Below are 20,024 nucleotides of genomic sequence, written 5' to 3'. Positions count from 1 at the left end.
CGCCGTGCGGGTGATTCCTCTGCAGGCGGGCGACTGCCTGAACCTCGCGGCCCTCACCGAGCGCGGGGCCCCCTGGCGATTGCAGGCGTACCCGGCGGGGTTCTCGCTGCTGCTGCACCCCGTCCACGGCCCGGTGCTGTTCGATACCGGCTACGGCGAGAGCGTGGTGCGGGCCATGCGGCGCTGGCCGGGCGTGTTGTACGGCCTGGTCACCCCGGTTCGTCTGCACCCCCAGGCCACCGCCCGCGCCCAGCTGGCGGTGATGGGCTTTGCGCCGCAGGACGTACGGCACATCATCGTGTCGCACCTGCACGCCGACCATGTGGGGGGGCTGCGCGACTTTCCGCACGCCACGTTTCATCTGGACCGCGCCGCCTACGAAACGCTGCGGGCGCTGCGCGGCCTGAAGGCCGTGCGCCGGGCCTTTCTGCCCGAGGCCCTGCCCGCCGATTTCGAGGCCCGTGCCCGCTGGTTGCCGTTCCAGGCGGCGCCCCCCGATCTGGCCCCTTTTGCCCAGGTGGCCGACGTCTTCGGGGACAGCTCGGTGTGGGCGGTGCCGCTGCCTGGGCACGCCCCCGGCATGGTGGGCCTGCTGGTCCCCGAGGCCCAGGGCCTGAGCGTGCTGGCCGCCGACGCCGCCTGGAGCGTGCGCGCCGCTCGCGAGGCCCGCCCACCCCACCCGCTGGCCCGCGCGGCGTTTTTCGACCCGACGCAGGAGGCCGCCAGCGGCGCCCAGCTGCGCGCGTTCCTGCAGGCCCGTCCCCACGCCCGGGTCCATGTGAGCCACGACGCCCCGGAGGCCTGGCGGTGAAGGCGCTGCCCATCCTGCACGCGGCGCTGGACGACGCGCGGCTGACCTTCCGCTCGCGCCCGGCGCTGGAGGCCCACCAGCGGCGGCTGGCCCACGAGCACCTGCGTTGGGTGGCGGCCCACAGCCCGGCCGTGGCGGCGCGCTTCCGGGCGGCGGGGCTGCCGCTCTCGCGCTGGGCCGAACTGCCGCCTACGACCAAGGCCCAGATGCTCGCCACCTTCGACACCCTGAACACAGCGGGCGTCACGCTGGCCCAGGCCCTGACTGCCGCCCGGCGGGCCGAGCAGACGCGCGATTTCACGCCCCGGCTGCCCACCCCGCGCGGCCCGGTCACGGTGGGTCTGTCTACCGGCACCAGCGGCACGCAGGGCGTGTTCCTGGTGGGCGAGGCCGAGCAGGCGCGCTGGGCCGGCACGGTGCTGCGCGCGCTGCTGCCCGGCGGCTGGCGCGGCCTGACCCAGCGCCACCGCGTGGCCTTTTTCCTGCGCGCCGACAGCCCGCTGTACCGCAGCGTGGGCAGCCGCTGGCTGGACTTCCGCTTCTTTGACCTGCTGCGGCCCGTGGCCGACCTGGCCCGCGAGCTGACCGCCTACCGCCCCACCCTGATCGTGGGCCCGCCCGCCGTGCTGCGCGCCGTGCAGGACCAGGGGGCCGGGGTGCAGGCCGAGCGGGTGGTCAGCGTGGCCGAGGTGCTGGACCCCGATGACGCCGCGCACCTGCGCGCCTGGGGCCCGGTGGTGCAGGTGTATCAGGCCACCGAGGGGCTGCTGGCCCTGCCCTGCGAGCACGGCGAGCTGCACCTCACCGAAGCGCATGTGCACTTTGACCTGGAGGCGGTGGGCGGCGGGCTGGTGCGGCCAGTGATCACCGACCTGCGCCGCCGGGTGCAGCCGTTCGTGTGCCACCGCCTGGACGACCTGCTGCGCCTGCACCCCGAGCCCTGCCCCTGTGGCCGCGCCGCGCGCCGGGTGGCGGCGATTGTGGGCCGCCAGGACGACGCCCTGCAGTTGCCGGGGCCCGGTGGCGAACCGGTCACCATCTGGCCCGACTTTCTGCGCGGCGCGCTCTCGGCCGTGCCGGGCCTGCGCGACTACCGCGCCGAGCAGACGGGCGCGGCCGCCCTGACGCTGGCGCTGAACCCCTGCACCCCCGACCTGGACACGCGGGCCCTGGCCGAGGTGCGCGCCGCCCTGCGCCGCAGCGGCGCCGACCCCGCCCAGGTGACGCTGAGCACCGTTCCCCTGCCCCCTCTGGCCCCCGGCACCAAGCGCCGCCGGGTGAGCCGCGCCCGGCCCCTGGCCCCGGAGGTCACCCCATGAGCGCCCTGTTCCGTCCGGCGCCGCCGTTGGGCGTCCGCATTCTGTCCACCGCCCAGGCCCTGCCCGCGCGGGTGGTGAGCACTGCCGAGGTGGCGGCCCTGTGCGGCGTGCCCGCTGAACTTGCCCAGAAGCGCAGCGGCGTGCGCGAGCGCCGCTGGCTTTCAGAGGGCGAAACGGCCCTGAGCCTGGGCGCCCAGGCCGCCCGCGAGGCCCTGGCCCAGGCGGGCCTGCCCCCTGAGCAAGTGGACGTGTTGCTGAATGCCAGCGGCAGCCAGTTGCAGCCCATTCCTGACGGCGCCGCCCTGTTCGCCCGCGAACTGGGCCTGCGCGGGGCCGCCACCTACAGCCTGCACGGCACCTGCCTGAGCTTTCTGGTGGCCCTGCAGCACGCCGCCCTGCTGATTCATACGCAGCAGGCGCGCCACGTCCTGATCGTGTCCAGCGAGGGGGGCAGCCTGGGCCTGAACCCCGCGCAGCCTGAAAGCACCCTGCTGATTGGCGACGGCGCCGCCGCTGTGCTGCTGGGCCCCGCCGAGCGCCCCGGCCAGGGCCTGCACGCCGCACGGATCGAAACCTACCCCGAGGGCGCCGACCACACCCGGATTCGCGGCGGCGGCACGCTGCTGATGCCGCAGAACCCCCGCGCAGAGCACCGCGACTTCACGTTCGATATGCAGGGGCTGCAGGTGCTGAAACTGGCCTCGCGGGTGGTGCCGGGGTTTCTAGAACGGCTGCGGCCGGGGCTCAGTACGGGGCTGCCGGGGATTGACCGGGTGATTCCGCACCAGGCCAGCCAGGCGGGGCTGGACCTGCTGCGGCGCTATGGGTGGCCGGCTGAGCGGGTGGAGGTGACGTTGCCCACGCTGGGGAATGTGATTGCGGCGAGTGTGCCGCTTACGTTGCACCAGGCGCTGCGGGCGGGGCGGTTGGGGGTAGGGGAGACGGCGCTGCTGGTGGGGACGGGGGCGGGGTTGATTGCGGGGGGGGTGATTTTGGAAGTGTAGGTGGTGGCTTGACCCGGTTGGCCCCACCCCCCCAGCCCCCCTACCCCAGAGGGGCAGGGGGGAGTTTTCCGCTGCGCTCGGCAAACGTTGACTGACGAGTTAGGGCGGCCTTCCTTCGTCCTGTGTCGTACGCCGTTGCCTGGCTCCGCCCATCGTCGTACGCCCGCGCGCTTCGCGCACGACGGCTTCGTCTGGACCCGGGCGGTAAGGGGGCAAGGGAATTTGATGCGGCCCAGAAGGTTCTACTTTTGAAGAGAAGGGATGGTGTTCTGACCCTCTCCCCTCGTGGGAGAGGGCCTTGCGCAGCAAGGGGTGAGGGGGCGTCCAGACCCCCGCACCAGCCCACCCCCATCTGTTCCCACACCCCACACCCCACTCCCCTCTTTTCCCGCATCCCGCACCCTGCCCCCCAATCTTTTCCCACTCCCCACAACCCACTCCCCTCTCTCCCCCCTTTCTCGACAACCCACCGCCCCGCGCCCCGCCACCCCGGTACCCTGGCCCGCATGGACGGCCTGCCGAAAAGATTCGATGTGATCGTGTATCCCGCCGCCGAGTTACGGGGCGAGGTGCGGGCGCAGCCCAGCAAGAACTACACCACGCGCTACCTGCTGGCCGCCGCGCTGGCGCCGGGCGAGACGCGGGTGGTGGGGGCGGCCACCAGCGAGGACGCGGGGGCGATGCTGCGCTGTCTGGGCGACTGGGGGGCAGGCATTGAGCACTGCGGCGAGGACGTGGTCGTGCGCGGCTTTGGGGCGCGGCCCCGGGCGGGGGTGACCCTGAATCCGGGCAATGCGGGGGCGGTGGCGCGCTTTCTGATGGGCGTGGCGGCGCTGACCGAGCAGACCACCTTCGTCACGGACCACCCGGACTCACTGGGGCGGCGGCCCCAGGGCGACCTGCTGGAGGCACTCGCCCGGCTGGGGGCGCGGGTGCGCAGCGAGGATGGGCGCCTGCCGGTCACCATCAGCGGGCCGGTGCGTGGGGGCACGGTGGAAGTCAGCGCCGAGCGCTCCAGCCAGTACGCCAGCGCCCTGATGTTTCTGGCGCCGCTGCTGCCCGGGGGCCTGGACCTGCGCCTGACCGGCGACATCAAGAGCCACGCGCCGCTGCGCCAGACTCTGGACACCCTGGCGGCCTTCGGGGTGCAGGCGAGCGCCAGCGAGGACCTGGGGCGGGTGACCATTCCGGGCGGGCAGACTTACCAATCGGGGCGCGTGACCGTGCCGGGCGACTACCCCGGCAGCGCGGCCCTGCTGGCGGCGGCGGCCACCCGCCCCGGCGAGGTGCGCCTCTCGAACCTGCGCGAACACGACCTGCAGGGCGAGCGCGAGGCCGTGGCGGTCCTGCGCGAAATGGGCGCGGCCATCACCCGCGAGGGCGACACGCTGACCGTGCGCGGCGGCGCGCCCCTGTGGGCCGTTACGCGCGACGGCGACGGCTTTACCGACGCGGTGCAGGCGCTCACGGCCGCCGCTGCGCTGGCGCAGGGCACCACCACCTGGGAAAACGTGGCCACCCTGCGCCTGAAGGAATGCGACCGCATCTCGGACACCCGGCGCGAACTGGAGCGGCTGGGCCTGCACGCCAGCGAAACCGGAGACAGCCTGAGCGTGAGCGGCACAGCCACGCTGGCGGGGGGCGTGACCGCCGACGGCCACGGCGACCACCGCATGATCATGCTGCTCACCATCCTGGGCCTGAGCGCCCAGGCGCCCCTGCGCATCACGGGCGCGCACCACATCCGCAAGAGTTACCCGCTCTTTTTCCGGCACTTGGAAGCCCTGGGCGCCCGCTTTGATTACCCGGAGGCCACCCGCGCCTGAAGGAGCAGGGCGAAGCGGCTGGCCTTTCGGGACGCGGCGGCTGGGCCCGCGTTCCCTTCAAGCGGCTGAAGGGTGTTCGGGCCCACCGCTGTCAGAGCCCTGTGTTGTGGCGGGGCCTACAGTGGGGCACCCCTGCCTGTGGGGGTAGACCCATGAAGACCCCGTTGCCCCTCCTGCTGTTTCCGCTGCTGGGCCTGTGCGCCCTGTACAGCGGCGTGCTGGTGCTGGCCCGACTGACCGGCCACGACACCCACGCCGTGGACTTGCTGTACATGGGCGTGCTGCTGCTGTGCGCGGCGGTGGCCTGGCAGGCGTACGCGCAGGCGCGCGGAACAGGGCGGCGCCTGCTGGGCTGGGGCACCCTGGGTCTCTCGGCGCTGGCGGCGGCCGAGGTCGCCTGGGTGCTGCTGTTCGATCTGCCCGGGCGCGAGGCCCCCGACCTCTCGGTGGCCGACGCCGGGTACCTCATCTATTACGCCGGGCTGCTGGGGCTGCTGCTGCTGGGCCAGCGGCGCGGGCGCAACCCGGGCGCCCTGCTGGACAGCCTGACCGTGGGCCTTGTGGTGGCGCAGGCCTCGTGGGTGCTGGCGCTGGTGCCGCTGCTGCAGGACCAGGGCAGCACGCTGATCTTCCGGGTGCTGAACCTCAGTTATCTGGCGCTGGACATCGTGTTGCTGACCCTGGTGCTCTTTACCCTGCGCCAGCCGCTGGCGGCCCCGCGCTGGCCGCTGCTGCTGGGCCTGCTGGCCTACGTGGTGGCCGACCTGCTGTATTTCAACCTGGGCACCCTGTACCAGCCGCGCGGCCCGCTGGACCTGCTGTGGGCCTGGGGCGCTGTGGGACAGGCGCTGGGCATTCTGCTGCTGGCCCGCACCCGCGAACCCGAAGACCCCGGCCCCGCCCACGCCCGGCTGGAACTGGTGCTGCGCGCCCTGCCGTACGTGGCGGTGCTGGCCTCGTGCACGCTGCTGGTGCTGTATGGCCCCCAGGACACCCTGGCAGGCCGTGGGGTGGTGCTGCTCACGGCGGCCGTGTTCGGCATGGTCACGCTGCGCCAGGCGCTGTCGCACGCCGAGAGCCTGCGCCTGAACCGGCAACTGCAGGCCCAGGCCGAGGCCCTGCGCCAGAGCCAGGCCCAGATGGAGCACCTCGCCTTTCACGACGGCCTGACCGGGCTGCTTAACCGCGCCGGCTTCTACCGCGCCCTGCGCGCGGCGCTGCCGGGGGGGGCCACGGTGCTGCTGCTGGACCTGGACGGCTTCAAGCCCGTCAACGACGATCACGGCCACGCGGCGGGCGACGAGGTGCTGCGCGTGGTGGCCGGGCGGCTGGCGGCCTGCAGTGGTGAGGACTGGCGCGCGGCGCGCCTGGGCGGCGACGAATTTGCCCTGCTGGGCCCGGCCGACCAGAGCCCCGGGGCCGCGCAGGCACTGGCCGAACGGGTGGTGGCGGCGGTGGCCGAGCCGGTCACGGTGCCCGGGGGCGCGCAGGTGCGGGTCACGGGGTCAGTGGGTCTGGCGCGCATGGACGGCGCGGGCGCCAGCGAAGACACCCTGGTCCGGCAGGCCGACGCCGCCATGTACCGGGCCAAGCGCGCGGGCGGACACCGCAGCGCCGAACTGGTGAAGGTGCCGGGCTAGGGAGGGCCGTGTTAGCCTCCGGGGCGTGAAACGGCTGCCCCCTCTGGCCGGACGGTCCGGCGCAGGCCCAGCTGGGCCCCAGCGGCCCGGTGCCTCCCTACAGCGCCCTGCCCGTCGTAACAGCGCCTGGGCGCCTCTGCCTCTGGTGTTCTGGTGGTAACGGGCCTGACGCTGGCGGTGATCGGGATCGGGCTGCTGGCGGGGATGCTGGGGGCCATCCTGGGGCTGGGGGGCGGGGTGGTGGTGGTGCCCGCGCTGGAATTTGTGCTGCCCCTCTTTGGCCGCGACATCACCATTGCGCAGGCGGTGGCGGTCAGCCAGATCGGCGTGCTGGCGGTGGGCCTCAGCGGGGCGGCCAGCTACCTGCAGCAGGGGCTGGTGCGCGCCCGCACCGGGTATCTGCTCTCGCCCTACACGATTGTGGGGGGCGCCGCCGGCTCGTTCCTGGGGCTGGTGCTGCCGGGGCGGGCGGTGGCCACGGTGTTTGCCGCGCTGCTGCTGTATTCGGCGTACAACCTGCTGCGCGGCCTGAAACGGGTGGAGGCCGAGCGGCCCCCCAGCCGCCTCGTGCCGCCGGCCATGACCTTCGCCGGGGTCATGAGCGGCCTGCTGGGCATTGGGGGCGGCACGGTGCAGGTGCCAGTGCTGAACTTGCTGGCCGGGGTGCCTATCCGGCAGGCGATTGCCACCAGCACCTTCATCATGGGCCTGACCGCCGTGGGCAACGCGCTGGTGTATCAGGCGGGCGGGCTGCTGGACCTGCGGCTGGCGGCCGGGGTGGCGCTGGGCGTGCTGATCGGCGCGCGGGCCGGGGCCACGCTGCAAAGCCGCATTCCGGCCGCGCAGCTCAAGCTCTTTTTCAGCCTGCTGCTGATCTTTACGGCCGCGCAGCTGCTGTGGAAATACTGGGCGTGAGCCTGCGGGAAAAGGGGAGGGTGCATGACCGCAACCAGAAAAGCTGGCCGTCAGATGCAGGTCTTCAAGGTGGTGAGCCGCGCAAAGGTGCCGGGCGAGCGGCGGTTGCCTTACCGGGTGGTGGGGCTGCCGCAGGGCGCGGACCTGTACGCCCTCGCTTCGGCCATCGTGGCGGCGTTTAATTTCGATCTGGACCATGCCTTCGGGTTTTTCGACGGCAAGAATCCGTACCGCTCGGCCGTGGCTTACGAACTGTTTCACGACATGCAAACGGCGCGCGGCGCCCCGACGCTGGGCCTTCCGGCCCTGCCCCCACCCCCCGACGAGGCCGAAGTGGCCCTGATGTTGCTGCTGGAAACGGTGGACCGTCACGCCCTGATGCGGGAGACGGCCGGCTTTCTGGCCCGGCGCCTGGACGAGGAACTGCAGCCGCGCGTGCCAGAACGGCTGCAGGCGGCCGTGAGTGCCCAGCTGCGGGCCTTTGCTGACGGCCTGCTGCTGGACGAGGAAGTGGAAGAGGCCGGCACCTCGCTGCCGCCCCAGATCCGGGCACAACTGGCGCAGCCGGGCGGGCTGGACGCGGTGCTGGCCCAGCTGCAAGTGGTCGGGCCGGTGTTGACCGGGCCCGGCCTGCCCGCGCCGGGCCAGCAGACGGGCCGCGAGGAACACGGGGTCAAGGGCGTGCCTGCCACGGTCCCCTTTGCGCGGCAGGCCACCTGGACCTTTCTCTTTGACTACGGCGACGACTGGTTGTTCGACGTGACCTATCAGGGCACCCAGGACGCCCCGCCGCGTGTGCGCCTGCCCCGCGTGCTGGACGCCCTGGGTACCGCCCCCGAGCAGTACCCGGAGTGGGACGAATGACGCCCGGTTCCCCGTCCGCCGAACTGGCCGGGCTGCCGGCGTGGCTGTACCCGGCGGGCTTCTGGGTGGGCGTGGCGCTGCTGGCCCTGGGCGTGCTGGTGCCGGACCTCGCCTGGGTGGGCGTGGTGTGGGTGGCCGCGGTGCCGGTGCTGGCGGCGCTGTGGGTGGCCCTGACCGGCTGGCGCCGTGACCGCCGCCTGAGTGTGGCGGCGCTGCTCGCGCTGGGCGGGCTGCTGGTGGTCTTCGTGGTCAAAAGTTTCGTGTAGACCATGCTGCCCCTTCCGGCCCTGACCCTGGCCCAGCTGGCCGCCCTGCTGCCCCCTCACTTGGCCGGTGAGCCGCTGGGCTGGCTGGGCGAGGGCACCGACCACCGGGTGTATGCGCTGGGGCAAACGCTGGTGCTTCGCTTTCCCAAGTGGGTGGGTGGCGGAGAGGCCCTGCGCTTAGAGGCGGCCCTGCTGCAGACCCTGGCCCCACTGCTGCCCCTCCCGCTGCCCGAGGTGCTCGCCTGGGGCAGCGCAGCGCCCCTGTGCCCCGAAGGCTTTGCGGTGGCGCGGTTCCTGCCGGGCACCCCCGCCCTGGGTCAGCCCCTGGCCCGGCCTGCCGAAGTGGGCCGGGTGCTGGGCCAGTTTCTCGGTGCCCTCCACGGCCTTCCCGCAGCTGCTGTGGTCCTCCCCACCGACCACGACCCCAGCGGCGGGGACTGGCAGGACGCCGCCCTGGCGGATCTGAAGGTGGCCGAAGCGGCCGGCCTGCTCCCAGACGCGGCGCGGTGGCGGGCCGTGGTCCAGGCGCCGCCGCCCCTGGCCGTGCCCCTGGTGCCCATTCACGGGGACTTCGCGGCCGAGCACGTCCTGCTGGACCGGGCGGGCCAGCCCTGCGGCGTGCTGGACTGGGCCGACGCCGCGCTGGGCGACCCGGCCCGGGATTGGGCTGGCCTGATTCACTGGGCGAAGCCTGAACTGCTCAGGGCTGCCTTGCTGGTGAGTCCCCAGACCCTGGACCTTCTGCGCCGCGCGGCGTGGTACGCCACCTGCCGCGCGCTGGGCGACCTGGCGTATGGGGCGGCACAGGGCCAGCCGGCGTACATCCTGGCGGGACACCGGGCGCTGGCGGGGTTGGCAGGAAGCGGGAGGCAGGACGCGGTCAACCCAACACCCCCTTCTCCGTGAGCGGTCCCCCGGCGCTTTTCACCGCCTCCCGCCCCCTGCGGCCCGCAACCTCTTCAGTGGACAAACGCCCCGGAGGCGCCTTAAACTTGAACCGAGTCTAATTTTTAAGCATCCTGCAGGAGGTCGCATGAAGATTCAGAAAGCTGCCGTGATCGGCGCGGGCGTCATGGGCGCGGCGATTGCCGCTCAACTCGCCAATGCCGGTATTCCTGTTGTTCTGCTGGACATTGTTCTGCCGGACAACCCCGACCGTAACTTCCTGGCCAAGCAGGGCATTCAGCGCGCCCTGAAAGCCCGCCCCGCCGCCTTCATGGACCCGGCGCGCGCGGCACTGATCACACCTGGGAACCTCGAAGACGACCTGAAGAAGCTGAAAGACGCCGACTGGATTCTCGAGGCGATCATCGAGAAGCTGGACGCCAAGCGCGACCTGTGGGCGCGGGTGGAGGGCGTGGCGAAGAAGACAGCCATCATCTCCAGCAACTCCAGCGGCATTCCCATGCACCTGCAGATTGAAGGCCGGGGCGAGGACTTCCAGCGCCGCTTTGTGGGCGCCCACTTTTTCAACCCGCCGCGCTACCTGCACCTGCTGGAAGTGATCCCCACCCCCAAGACGGCCCCCGAGGTCGTGAAAACCTTCAGCGAGTTCGCGCAGACCACGCTGGGCAAGGGCGTGGTGCTGGCCAACGACGTGCCCGGCTTCGTGGCCAACCGGATCGGCGTGTACGGGATTGTGCGAGCCATGGGGCACATGGAGAAAACCGGCCTGACCCCCGCCGAGGTGGATGAACTGACCGGCCCCGCCCTGGGCCGCGCCAAGAGTGCGACCTTCCGCACGGCCGACCTCTCGGGTCTGGACATCATCTACCATGTGGCGAACGACCTGAATAAGGCCACGCCCGACGACGAGGACTTCACCCTCACCCCTGCCTTCCGCACCCTGGTGGAAGAGAAGAAGTTCCTGGGCGACAAGACCGGCAGCGGTTTCTACAAGAAAACCAAGGACGAGAAGGGCAAGACCAAGATCTTGCACCTGAACCTGGACACCTTCGAGTACGAGGACCGGGGCAAGGTGAAGGTGGCCGCCGTGGAAGCCGTCAAGGGCCGCCCCCTGGCCGAACGCGTCAAGGCCCTGTACACCGCCGAGGGTAAGGAAGGCGACTTCCTGCGCGGGGTGATGAACGACGGGTTCTGGTACGCCGCCAAGATGGCCGGGAACGTCAGCGGGCGCCTGCAGGACATTGACAATGCCCTGAAGTGGGGCTTTGGCTGGGAACAGGGTCCCTTCGAGACGATGGACACCCTGGGCGTGCAGACGGTGATTGCGAACCTGGAGGCCGAAGGGCGCACCCTGCCCCCGCTGCTGGCCGCCATGAAGGCCAGTGGCCGTGAAAGCTTCTACCAGGGCGACGACACCGTGACCCCCGAGGGCCAGCCCACCCCCTACGAAGCGCCCTACTTTGTCCTGACTGACCTGAAGAAAGACGCCACGAAGGTGGTCAAGAAGCGCGCCGGCGCCAGCATCGTGGACCTGGGCGACGGGGTGCTGCTGGTCGAGTGGCATGCCAAGATGAACGCCCTGGGCGAGGACCAGCTGCGCGCCGTGCAGGACGCCCACAAGCTGGTGCAGGAGATGGGGTACGCGGGCCTGGTGATTGGCAACCAGGGCGAGAATTTCAGCGCCGGGGCCAACCTGCCGCTCATCCTGTCGCAGGCCCAGGCCGACGAGTGGGACGAGCTGGACGACATGGTCAAGCAGTTCCAGCAGGTCACGACCAGCCTGCGCTTCAGCCCGCACCCCACGGTGGCGGCCCCCTTCGGCCTGACCCTGGGCGGCGGCGCCGAATTCACCCTGCACGCCGACCATGTGGTGGCCAGCGCCGAACTGTACATGGGCCTGGTGGAAGTGGGCGTGGGCCTGATTCCCGGCGGCGGCGGCACCAAGGAAATGCTGCTGCGCTTCACCGAGATGCAGCAGCCCGGCCAGCGCGTGGGCGCCACGCTGCTGCCCGCCGTGCAGCGCGCCTTTGAGCTGATCGGCACCGCCAAGGTGAGCACCAGCGCCCTGGAAGCGCGCAACCTGGGCTTCCTGCGCGGCACCGACACCGTGGCCATGAACAGGAACCACATCCTGGAAGAAGCCAAGCGGCAGGTGCTGGCCCTGGCCCCCGGCTATGTGCAACCCGCACCCCGCCAGGACATCCCCGTGATGGGCGACGCGGCCATTGCGGCCATCAAGAGCGCCCTGCACGGCATGCACCAGGGCGGCTACGTGACCGACTACGACCTCGTGGTGTCTGAACAGCTGGCCCGCGTGCTGTCCGGCGGCACCGGCAACAACCGCACCGCCAAGGTCAGCGAGCAGCATCTGCTGGACCTGGAACGCGAGGCCTTCCTGACCCTGCTGGGCAAGAAGGGCACGCAGCAGCGCATTGAGCACATGCTTAAGACGGGCAAGCCGCTCAGGAACTGATGGTGATGGTTGAAGGGTGATGGTGGATGGAGGAGCGGTGATGGGTCAGCGGTTTTTCGGGTTTGAGAAGCTGGACATCTATCACCTGTCGGTGGAGATGGCCGCGGAGGTTTACCGCATCTCTGCAGCCTTTCCTGCCGATGAGCGGTTTGGGCTGACCAACCAGCTTCGCCGTGCGGCGACGTCCATCACCCTTAACATTGCGGAAGGCTCTGGGCGGGACTCCAGAAAGGATTTCGCTCATTTCCTGATGCAGGCTAGGGGTTCGGCGTACGAGGTGGCCAGTGCGCTGGATTTGGCGGTGCGGCTGGGCTACCTCACGCCTGAACAGCCCCAAGAAGTTCTTGTCCAGGCTCATACGCTTTGCGCCAAGATCACCGCGCTTGCTCGTAACTTGAAGGCCGCACCATGACCTCTAGACCATCAACCATCAGCCATCAACCATCAACACGACGGCGCTTTAAGCCCCGTCCCCGCCACCTGGGCTGGCTCACCCTGGGTTACGCCGCCGTCGTTCTCGTCGGTGCACTGTTCGGTGCGGAGATCACCCTGCGCAGCAAGACCCGCTGGGTCAAGGGGGTGTTCGTGCCGGTGGGGCGGCGGGGCAACGACATCTACCTGCCGGCTGGCGCCGAAACGCTGTCGCGCGGGGTGGTGGGGGTGGTGCCCATCCGGCCCAACCGGGGGCACGCGGTGCTGGGAGAGCGCAAACTGGCCGGCACCCTGGTGCGCCGCCCGGTGCTGCAGGAACGTGGGGTGCTGCCCAACGGCGCGCTGGCGTGGGTGTCCACCTTTGTCTACAACGGCACGCCGGCCCAGCTGGGCGTGGCGTACGAGGACACCGTGGTCTCCACCCCGGTGGGCGACATGCCCGCGTGGCACATTCCGCCTGCGGGCACGGTGCCCGAACACGCCGATACCCTGGTGGTCGTGGTGCACGGCCACGGGGGCCAGCGGGCCCAGGCGCTGCGGATGCTGCCGGCCCTGCAGCGCACGGGGACGGGGTCGCTGTTCGTCACCTTCCGCAATGCCTACGGCGCCCCCCAGGCGGGCAAGGGCTACCTCACCCTGGGCGACCAGGAAGCCGAGGACGTGCTGGCGGCGCTGGCGTGGGCCCGGGATCACGGCTATCAACGTGTGATCCTGTACGGCTTTTCGATGGGCGGGAACATTGTGCTCAGTGTGTTGCGCGACAAGCACCAGCCCTTCCCTTTGCCCGTTCTGGGCGTGGCCCTCGACTGCCCGGTGCTGGACTGGCGGGCCACCATTCTGTGGCAGGGGCAGCGCTTCGGCCTGCCCAAGCTCCTGGCGCGGCATGTGGCCACCTTTACCCAGTGGGTCGTGACGAAGCGCAGTGGGCAGGATTTCGACACGGTGGACCAGTTGCGCGCCGCGCCCAAGTTCACCCTGCCCATGATCCTGTGGCACGGCACCCGCGACCGCACCATTCCGGTTTCGCAGGCCGACGCGCTGGCTGCCGCCCGCCCCGATCTGATCGAGTACCACCGCGTCGAAGGCGCCAAGCACATCCGCTGCTGGAACATTGACCCGGAAAAGTACGACGGGCAATTGGAAGGCTTTATCGGCCGCGTGCTGTTAGAGGCAGGTGGCGCATGAGTTCGGAGCACGAACAGATGAAGCAAGCCCTGTCGCACCTGTGGGACAGCTTTCTGAAGAGCCCTTTGGGTCAGCCTGCCGAACTGGCCCGGGTCGGTTTGGTCAGCTATACGGGCTGCTCGGGTTGCCATGACTGGGACGGCACCGGTGACTTCTATGGCACCTCGGAAGTCTGGTTGAAGCGTCCGAACGGTGAGCAGTTCTTCTGGAAGGTCGGGTTGCTCTTCGAACAAGGTGAGTTTGAAGGCGAACACTGGGAGCAAGGGGGCGCATATTCATATGTGTCCATTGGCCTGGATGCCACTGGCGAGGAGCAGGTGTACTACCGCATAGGTGAGGTTCAGTTGCCGAATCACCCTCTGACCGTGGCTGATCTGGCCCCGTTTTCCGAAAAAGTCAGGGAACTGGCGGATACTTGCTTCGACGACCTGACCTTTGTTTTTCAGAGGAATGGTTTTAAAGACTTGGTGGACTTGGCACAAGAGAAGTTCGAAATCGCTCAGCAACGCCATCAGCACTATCGAGAAAAAGGTTTGGTCACTCCATACGATAAGAGCGACTACACTTGGCAATCAAATCCTCTAAGGAGTAATCATCATGCGTGACGCTGTTATTGTTTCTGCTGTTCGTACCCCGGTTGGGCGCGGCGTGAAAGGCACGCTGGCCAACACCCGCCCCGACGATCTGGCCGCCCTGGTGCTCAACGAGGCCGTCAAGCGCGCGGGCGTGGACGCGTCTGTGGTGGAAGACGTCTACCTGGGCTGCGCCATCCCCGAAGCCGAGCAGGGCCTGAACGTGGCCCGGCTGGCCGCCCTGCGCGCCGGCATGCCCGACAGCGTGGGCGGCGTGACGGTCAACCGCTTCTGCTCCAGCGGCCTGCAAACCATCGCCATGGCGGCGGCGGCCATTCAGACCGGGCAGGCCGACGTGATGCTGGCGGGCGGCGTGGAATCCATGAGCATGGTGCCCATGAGCGGCCACAACCCCAGCCCCAACCTGGACCTCGTGGACAGCCGCCCCGGCGCTTACATTGGCATGGGCCTGACCGCCGAGAACGTGGCCGCCAAGTACGGCATCTCGCGCGAGGACCAGGACGCCTTTGCCCTGCGCAGCCACCAGCGCGCGGCAGCCGCCCAGGACGCCGGCAAATTCGACGCCGAGATTGTGCCGGTGCCGGTACGCGTGGACAAGCTGAAGGGCACCAAGATGAAGTCCGACACGGTCAGCTTCGACAAGGACGAGCTGATTCGCCGCGACGCCAACCTGGCCGACATGGCCAAGGTGCGCCCGGCGTTCAAGGCCACGGGCTCGGTCAGTGCGGCCAACTCCAGCCCCTTTTCGGACGGGGCTGCCGCCGTGCTCATCATGAGCGGCGAGAAGGCGCAGGAACTGGGCGTGAAGCCCCTGGCGAAGTTCCTGGGCTTCGCCGTGGCGGGCGTGGAACCCGAACTGATGGGCATTGGTCCGGTCAAGGCGGTGCCCAAGGTGCTGGCCCAGACCGGCCTGACCCTGGCCGACATTGACCTGATCGAGCTGAACGAGGCCTTCGCGGCCCAAAGCCTCGCCGTGGCCCGCGAACTGGGCATTGACGAGGACAAGATGAACGTGAACGGCGGCGCCATCGCCCTGGGCCACCCCCTGGGTTGCAGCGGCGCCAAGCTGACCACCACGGCCATCTATGAACTGGGGCGCCGGGGCGGCGGCAAGGCCCTGATCACCATGTGCATCGGCGGTGGCATGGGCGCGGCCGGCATTATCGAGGTCTACCCCGCCGAAGAAGGGCAGACCCAGGCCGCCGACTGAGTGGAAATTGTACGGGTGTCGGGCGCTTCTTCGGAGGCGCCCTTCCTCCTTTCAGTTGGGCGACAAACTCGTTCGCGGCGTGCATCCCAACCCCTACAATTGATTTGAGGCCAAATCATGTCGAAGCTGGGTGCATATGCAGATTTTCCGCTGCCTGAAGAATGGGCTGAGGTTCTTGAAGGCATACGGCCTGCTTCGCCGCCGTCACCTGGCCGCGCCTTGCCCTCTCTGGGCCATCTGGTTGACGCCTGCCTTGACCTGATTGACGACGAACGCAATCGCCACTTGATCTGGGGACGGTTTGGCCCAGGGCTGACCTTACAGGCCGCTGGCGACGAATTTGGTATTACCCGCGAGCGGGTGCGGCAAGTGGTCAACAAAGTGAGCCGCACCTTTGTTCGAAACCCCCAGCTGAAGCTGGTGCTGGACAGTGTCTTCATGGGCCTGGGCCGAGATGGGTGCGTACTGGTCGATGTGTCGGGTGCATGCAGTGGTCACCGCCCGGACGCCACCCCAGCGCATCTCTGGACCTTCGTGGTCAACCTTTGGGAAGAGGTGCAAAAGCGTAAAATGACCAGTCTTCCTGTGGGGCCGGACGTCTTCCTGTTCGTGCCTGAAGCGCTGCCCGACGAACGCAGAATCGTACGCCTGCTGGCCGAGCGAGCGTCCTTCATGGAGGAAGCTCAACTTGCCAGGTGGCTGGACGTGCCGCCCGGCGCACTGGCAGCCATGGCGTGTGGCTGGCCCCGGGTGGTACGGGTCTGCAGCGGGCTGTACGGGCTGGGCACATGGACCTTGCCTCAGGTGATGAAAGCGGTGGCAGAGCAACTGGCCGAGGCTGGCTTTGCCGAGTGGCACTTCAGTGAAATTGGAAAGGCGACGGCCGCCTTTGACGCCCGGCTGAGCCAGACCCCGCCACGCAACTTTGCTGCGGCGCTCAGTCGGCCCGATGTGCGGGAACTCAGGTACTTTGAGCACGCTGGGCGGGACGGTTGCTGGCGTCTGGGTGCCCTGGGTGACGGCCATGCCAACAATCTCGAGGCTATTCGCGCCGTGCTCGCTGCCGCGCAGATGCCACTTCATTGGCGCGAGATTCAGCGCCGGCTGTCACGCCAGGTCTATGACGGCACCGTCATGGCCTTGCTGTCACGAGAGACGGAATTTATCAGCCTGGGTCGGGGCGTTTTCGCCCTCGAGGGATGCCGCGACGATGTAAGCCACCAGCCTATAGAAGCCTTCATGCAGGAGTTGTTTGTCCAGGGTGGTCAGGACTGGCTGCCCGCAGACGTGGTGTTGACACTGGCGCAGCAGCGTGGTTTGGATGCCGCTGAAGTGCTGTCCCTGGGCCGCTTCTCACTCCAGTTTCGATACTGGAAATGGGGGACGGCCGAGGCCTTATTTGTGACAGTTGAGGAAGCGAACCGCCGGCTGTTCCGCCGCTGGTTTGCCCAGCGTGATCGGCGTGCCATGCCCCCGCAAGCTGTTTTGCTCGCCGGGCTTCGGCAGGCTTTTATCGCCCAGGAGCGCGAGGTGCTCAAAGAAACAGCGCTGCTGGCCCAGGAACACGGCGCAGCGCTGCCGCAGGAAGCAGCCGACTGGACCCACTGGGCCATGAATTGAGCCAATGGGTTAAAGTTTTGGCCTCGCTGCCTTTGCTATGCTGAATGGCAGCAGCGCCATGCCCCAGCCGTGTCTGGGCGCCGTGGCTGGGTGGGCCCCTATAGGTCCCAGGGTGGAGACAGGTCAACTTGGCCTGTCTCCTGCCTTGTTGGGCGGGGTCAAGTCGCAGGGGCGGCGCTGGCTGCAGGAGGTGGGATATGGCAAACACAAGGAAAATGCTGGCGCTTACGCTCTTGCTGTCCGGCTCGGCGCTGGCGGCAGGGTCAGAGGGCAGCGCGCAGCTGCTGCTTGGCCTGTTCTGGGTGGTGCTGGCAGCCACCCTGTGCGGCGCGCTGGCAGGGCGGCTGGGCATGCCGGCGGTGGTGGGGCAGGTGGGGGCGGGGCTCCTTATCGGGCCCGGGGTGCTGAACTTGGTGCAGGTGAACGATGTGCTGCTCAGCCTGGCTGAACTGGGGGCAGTGTTCCTGCTGTTCATGGTGGGCCTGGAAACCCGCTTCCGCGACCTGCTGGCGGTGGGCAAGGAAGCCGTGGCCGTGGCGCTGCTGGGCATTGCCTTGCCGCTGGGCCTGGGGCTGGCGTTTGGGCTGTGGCAGAACCACGGACTACTCACGGCGCTGTTTATCGGCACGGCCCTGGTGGCGACCTCGGTGGGCATTACCGCCAAGGTGCTGCAGGAACTGGGGCTGCTGGACGCCCGTTTTGCCCAGATCATCCTGGGGGCGGCCATCATTGACGACATTCTGGGCCTCACCCTGCTGGCGGTGGTCAGCGGTCTGGGCGCCGGGGAGAGCGTGGGCGCGGGCAAGGTGGCCCTGATTCTGGGCCTCAGCCTGGGGTTCGTGGCGCTGGTGCTGGCCCTGGGCCTGCCCCTGATCCGCCGCTTCGAGCCGCGTCTGCGCAGCCTCAGCCTCTCGCGCATGTTCAACGTGGCGGTTGTGGTGGGCCTGGGGGTGGCGGCCCTGAGCACCGTGGCGGGGCTGGCGCCGATCATCGGGGCCTTTCTGGCGGGCATGGTGCTGGCCGAGATCAAGGACGAACTGGAGTTTGAAACCAAGGTGCATGCGCTGGAAGCCTTTCTGGCCCCCATCTTCTTCGTGGTGGTGGGGCTGCAGGTGGACCTGGGCGTGCTGGGCAGCGCCGCCGTGCTGGTGTCTGGCGGCGTGCTGACCCTGCTGGCGGTGGCCGGCAAGCTGCTGGGCGGCGTGCTGGGGGCGCGCGCCCTGGGCCAGGAAGCGTGGCTGGTGGGCGTGGGCATGGTCCCGCGCGGCGAGGTGGGCCTGATTGTGATCAGTCTGGGGCTGGCGGCCGGCATCATCACGGGGCCGGTGTATGCCCAGGTGCTGCTGATGGTGCTGCTGACCACCGTGCTGGCCCCGCTGGCGCTGCGCGTGCTGGCGAGGCGGGTCCAACCCGCGCAGGGGGGCTGACCTCTGGCGCGGTTGTTGAAGCGGTCTGCTTATGCGCGCCGAATGGAGGAGAGGGGTTGTCCGGTTGGTGCGGCGGCCCCTCTGCCTCATGACGGGCACCGCCTGAGACGGCACTCAGATGAGCCGAAGGCGAGGGGCAGGCGGACGCGCGAAAGCGGCATCGCCGCGCACACATAAGAACAGACGGGACGACGGCGCTGGAACAGCAGCCCTTCGCTCCTTCCACGCTGTTTTGGCATCAGAGGCGTCCCGCCTGATGCCAACCTCCGCCCGCCCCTGCTGGAAACGCGCTGCTCTCCTCCCCAGGTGCGCTACCCTGCGGGGATGCCGGACGCCGCCCCTGCCTCCCGTCCCCGCCTGCGCCTGCGGGTATCGCCTGCCGCCGAAAGCCACCTGCGCGCCGGGCATCCGTGGGTGTACGAGTCCAGCCTGCGTGGGCAGAACCGCGAGGGCGACCCCGGCGAACTGGCCGTGATCTATGACCGCCGCGACCGCTTTCTGGCCATCGGCCTGTATGACCCCGGCAGTCCGCTGCGGGTGCGGGTGCTCCACCAGGGCCCGCCCGTCACCCTGGACGACGGCTGGTGGGCCGCCCACCTGGACGCCGCCCTGGCCCGCCGCGCCCCGCTGTTCGGCCCGGAAACCGACGGCTACCGCGTGATCAACGGCGAATCCGACGGCTGGCCGGGGCTGGTGGTGGACCGCTACGCCGGGGTGCTGGTGCTCAAGCTGTACACCGCCGCGTGGTTCGCGCACCTGGACCGGGTGCTGGGGCTGCTGCAGGCCCGGTTTGCAGACTTTGCCGTGGTGCTGCGCCTCAGCCGCAACATTCAGGCGAAGGCGGCTGCCGCCGGGCTGCGCGACGGGCAGGTGCTGGCGGGCGAGGTGCCGGGCGGCACCGTGGTCTTTCACGAGACCGGCCTGGCCTTTGAAGCGGAGGTGCTGCAAGGCCAGAAAACCGGCTTTTTCCTGGACCAGCGCGAGAACCGCCGCCGGGTCGAAGGGTATGCCCGGGACCGCCGGGTGCTGAACGCCTTTTCCTTCAGCGGGGGCTTTTCGCTGTACGCCGCGCGGGGCGGGGCGCGCGAGGTCGTCAGTCTGGACATCAGCGCGCACGCCCTGGCGAGTGCGGCGCGTAACTTTGCCCTGAACCCGGAGTTGCGTGCCCCCCACGAAACCGTGCAGGCCGACGTGTTCGACTGGCTGGCCCAGACCCGCCGCACCTTTGATCTCGTGATTCTGGACCCGCCCTCGCTGGCCCGGCGGGAACAGGAACGCGCGGGGGCCATCCGCGCCTACAGCAAGCTGGCGGCCGACGGGCTGCGCCGGCTGGCTCCTGGCGGCCTGCTGATCAGTGCGTCGTGCTCGGCGCATGTGAGTGCTGAAGAATTCTGGGACGCCGTGCGGGGCGCCGCGCGCCGCAGCGGGCGGACATGGCGGGAGCTGCATACCACCCAGCACGCCCCGGACCACCACGCGGGCTTTCCCGAGGCCCAGTACCTCAAGGCCATCTTTCTGCAACTGGACTGAGCC

Annotated in this window: 17 protein-coding genes; all 17 read left to right on the top strand. The window is 69.4% G+C overall.

Annotated elements, in window-relative coordinates; genetic code table 11:
* The first annotated feature begins 4 nt into the window (after nucleotides 1-4).
* On the top strand, nucleotides 5-811 hold the full coding sequence (locus tag K7W41_RS07330) for an MBL fold metallo-hydrolase (RefSeq protein ID WP_224606354.1): 807 nt from the start codon (nucleotides 5-7) through the stop codon (nucleotides 809-811).
* Nucleotides 808-2,130, top strand: coding sequence for a F390 synthetase-related protein (locus tag K7W41_RS07325; RefSeq protein ID WP_224606350.1), 1,323 nt, complete (start codon nucleotides 808-810; stop codon nucleotides 2,128-2,130). Before K7W41_RS07330 ends, K7W41_RS07325 begins: the two co-directional genes overlap by 4 nt.
* Entirely contained in the window at nucleotides 2,127-3,134 is a 1,008-nt protein-coding gene (locus tag K7W41_RS07320; protein WP_263489632.1) for a 3-oxoacyl-ACP synthase III family protein, read from the top strand. Before K7W41_RS07325 ends, K7W41_RS07320 begins: the two co-directional genes overlap by 4 nt.
* A 506-nt stretch (nucleotides 3,135-3,640) precedes the next feature.
* Complete coding sequence (aroA, locus tag K7W41_RS07315) at nucleotides 3,641-4,960, top strand: 3-phosphoshikimate 1-carboxyvinyltransferase (RefSeq protein WP_224606347.1); 1,320 nt, start codon at nucleotides 3,641-3,643, stop codon at nucleotides 4,958-4,960.
* 152 nt (nucleotides 4,961-5,112) lie between these two features.
* Nucleotides 5,113-6,600 (top strand): GGDEF domain-containing protein, encoded by a 1,488-nt coding sequence (locus K7W41_RS07310; RefSeq protein ID WP_224606344.1) that lies wholly within the window; start codon nucleotides 5,113-5,115, stop codon nucleotides 6,598-6,600.
* A gap of 153 nt (nucleotides 6,601-6,753) precedes the next feature.
* Nucleotides 6,754-7,515 (top strand): sulfite exporter TauE/SafE family protein, encoded by a 762-nt coding sequence (locus K7W41_RS07305; RefSeq protein WP_224606341.1) that lies wholly within the window; start codon nucleotides 6,754-6,756, stop codon nucleotides 7,513-7,515.
* Nucleotides 7,516-7,539: 24 nt separating this feature from the next.
* Nucleotides 7,540-8,379, top strand: coding sequence for a plasmid pRiA4b ORF-3 family protein (locus tag K7W41_RS07300; RefSeq protein ID WP_224606338.1), 840 nt, complete (start codon nucleotides 7,540-7,542; stop codon nucleotides 8,377-8,379).
* On the top strand, nucleotides 8,376-8,645 hold the full coding sequence (locus tag K7W41_RS07295) for a hypothetical protein (protein ID WP_224606335.1): 270 nt from the start codon (nucleotides 8,376-8,378) through the stop codon (nucleotides 8,643-8,645). The genes K7W41_RS07300 and K7W41_RS07295 overlap by 4 nt, the downstream gene beginning before the upstream one ends.
* 3 nt (nucleotides 8,646-8,648) lie before the next feature.
* A complete protein-coding gene (locus K7W41_RS07290; RefSeq protein WP_224606332.1) occupies nucleotides 8,649-9,551 on the top strand; it encodes a phosphotransferase family protein in 903 nt (300 codons plus the stop codon).
* Between the two features lie 127 nt (nucleotides 9,552-9,678).
* Nucleotides 9,679-12,024, top strand: a complete 2,346-nt coding sequence (locus tag K7W41_RS07285) for a 3-hydroxyacyl-CoA dehydrogenase/enoyl-CoA hydratase family protein (protein WP_224606328.1) — start codon at nucleotides 9,679-9,681, stop codon at nucleotides 12,022-12,024.
* Nucleotides 12,025-12,064: 40 nt separating this feature from the next.
* Nucleotides 12,065-12,436 carry a four helix bundle protein gene (locus K7W41_RS07280; RefSeq protein ID WP_224606325.1) on the top strand — a complete coding sequence of 124 codons (372 nt, stop codon included), beginning with the start codon at nucleotides 12,065-12,067 and terminating at the stop codon, nucleotides 12,434-12,436.
* Nucleotides 12,433-13,641 (top strand): alpha/beta hydrolase family protein, encoded by a 1,209-nt coding sequence (locus tag K7W41_RS07275; protein ID WP_224606322.1) that lies wholly within the window; start codon nucleotides 12,433-12,435, stop codon nucleotides 13,639-13,641. The genes K7W41_RS07280 and K7W41_RS07275 overlap by 4 nt, the downstream gene beginning before the upstream one ends.
* A gap of 17 nt (nucleotides 13,642-13,658) precedes the next feature.
* Nucleotides 13,659-14,246, top strand: coding sequence for a hypothetical protein (locus tag K7W41_RS07270; RefSeq protein ID WP_224606319.1), 588 nt, complete (start codon nucleotides 13,659-13,661; stop codon nucleotides 14,244-14,246).
* Nucleotides 14,239-15,444 carry a thiolase family protein gene (locus K7W41_RS07265; protein ID WP_224606316.1) on the top strand — a complete coding sequence of 402 codons (1,206 nt, stop codon included), beginning with the start codon at nucleotides 14,239-14,241 and terminating at the stop codon, nucleotides 15,442-15,444. Before K7W41_RS07270 ends, K7W41_RS07265 begins: the two co-directional genes overlap by 8 nt.
* Before the next feature lie 117 nt (nucleotides 15,445-15,561).
* Nucleotides 15,562-17,064 (top strand): sigma factor-like helix-turn-helix DNA-binding protein, encoded by a 1,503-nt coding sequence (locus K7W41_RS07260; protein WP_224606313.1) that lies wholly within the window; start codon nucleotides 15,562-15,564, stop codon nucleotides 17,062-17,064.
* A 215-nt stretch (nucleotides 17,065-17,279) separates the two neighbouring features.
* Complete coding sequence (locus K7W41_RS07255) at nucleotides 17,280-18,491, top strand: cation:proton antiporter (protein WP_224606310.1); 1,212 nt, start codon at nucleotides 17,280-17,282, stop codon at nucleotides 18,489-18,491.
* A 324-nt stretch (nucleotides 18,492-18,815) separates the two neighbouring features.
* Nucleotides 18,816-20,021, top strand: coding sequence for a 23S rRNA (cytosine(2499)-C(5))-methyltransferase (locus K7W41_RS07250; RefSeq protein ID WP_224606307.1), 1,206 nt, complete (start codon nucleotides 18,816-18,818; stop codon nucleotides 20,019-20,021).
* Nucleotides 20,022-20,024 lie beyond the last annotated feature (3 nt).

It is taken from the genome of Deinococcus multiflagellatus (genome assembly GCF_020166415.1).
GTDB classification, from domain to species: Bacteria; Deinococcota; Deinococci; order Deinococcales; family Deinococcaceae; genus Deinococcus; species Deinococcus multiflagellatus.
This window is presented reverse-complemented; position numbering and strand designations above follow the sequence as displayed.

Bases quoted from the DNA above. Each gene is read 5' to 3' on its own strand.
- K7W41_RS07320 (WP_263489632.1), top strand. From the start codon at position 2,127: ATGAGCGCCCTGTTCCGTCCGGCGCCGCCGTTGGGCGTCCGCATTCTG.
- aroA (WP_224606347.1), top strand. From the start codon at position 3,641: ATGGACGGCCTGCCGAAAAGATTCGATGTGATCGTGTATCCCGCCGCC.
- K7W41_RS07310 (WP_224606344.1), top strand. From the start codon at position 5,113: ATGAAGACCCCGTTGCCCCTCCTGCTGTTTCCGCTGCTGGGCCTGTGC.
- K7W41_RS07300 (WP_224606338.1), top strand. From the start codon at position 7,540: ATGACCGCAACCAGAAAAGCTGGCCGTCAGATGCAGGTCTTCAAGGTG.
- K7W41_RS07295 (WP_224606335.1), top strand. From the start codon at position 8,376: ATGACGCCCGGTTCCCCGTCCGCCGAACTGGCCGGGCTGCCGGCGTGG.
- K7W41_RS07290 (WP_224606332.1), top strand. From the start codon at position 8,649: ATGCTGCCCCTTCCGGCCCTGACCCTGGCCCAGCTGGCCGCCCTGCTG.
- K7W41_RS07285 (WP_224606328.1), top strand. From the start codon at position 9,679: ATGAAGATTCAGAAAGCTGCCGTGATCGGCGCGGGCGTCATGGGCGCG.
- K7W41_RS07280 (WP_224606325.1), top strand. From the start codon at position 12,065: ATGGGTCAGCGGTTTTTCGGGTTTGAGAAGCTGGACATCTATCACCTG.
- K7W41_RS07275 (WP_224606322.1), top strand. From the start codon at position 12,433: ATGACCTCTAGACCATCAACCATCAGCCATCAACCATCAACACGACGG.
- K7W41_RS07270 (WP_224606319.1), top strand. From the start codon at position 13,659: ATGAAGCAAGCCCTGTCGCACCTGTGGGACAGCTTTCTGAAGAGCCCT.
- K7W41_RS07265 (WP_224606316.1), top strand. From the start codon at position 14,239: ATGCGTGACGCTGTTATTGTTTCTGCTGTTCGTACCCCGGTTGGGCGC.
- K7W41_RS07260 (WP_224606313.1), top strand. From the start codon at position 15,562: ATGTCGAAGCTGGGTGCATATGCAGATTTTCCGCTGCCTGAAGAATGG.
- K7W41_RS07255 (WP_224606310.1), top strand. From the start codon at position 17,280: ATGCTGGCGCTTACGCTCTTGCTGTCCGGCTCGGCGCTGGCGGCAGGG.
- K7W41_RS07250 (WP_224606307.1), top strand. From the start codon at position 18,816: ATGCCGGACGCCGCCCCTGCCTCCCGTCCCCGCCTGCGCCTGCGGGTA.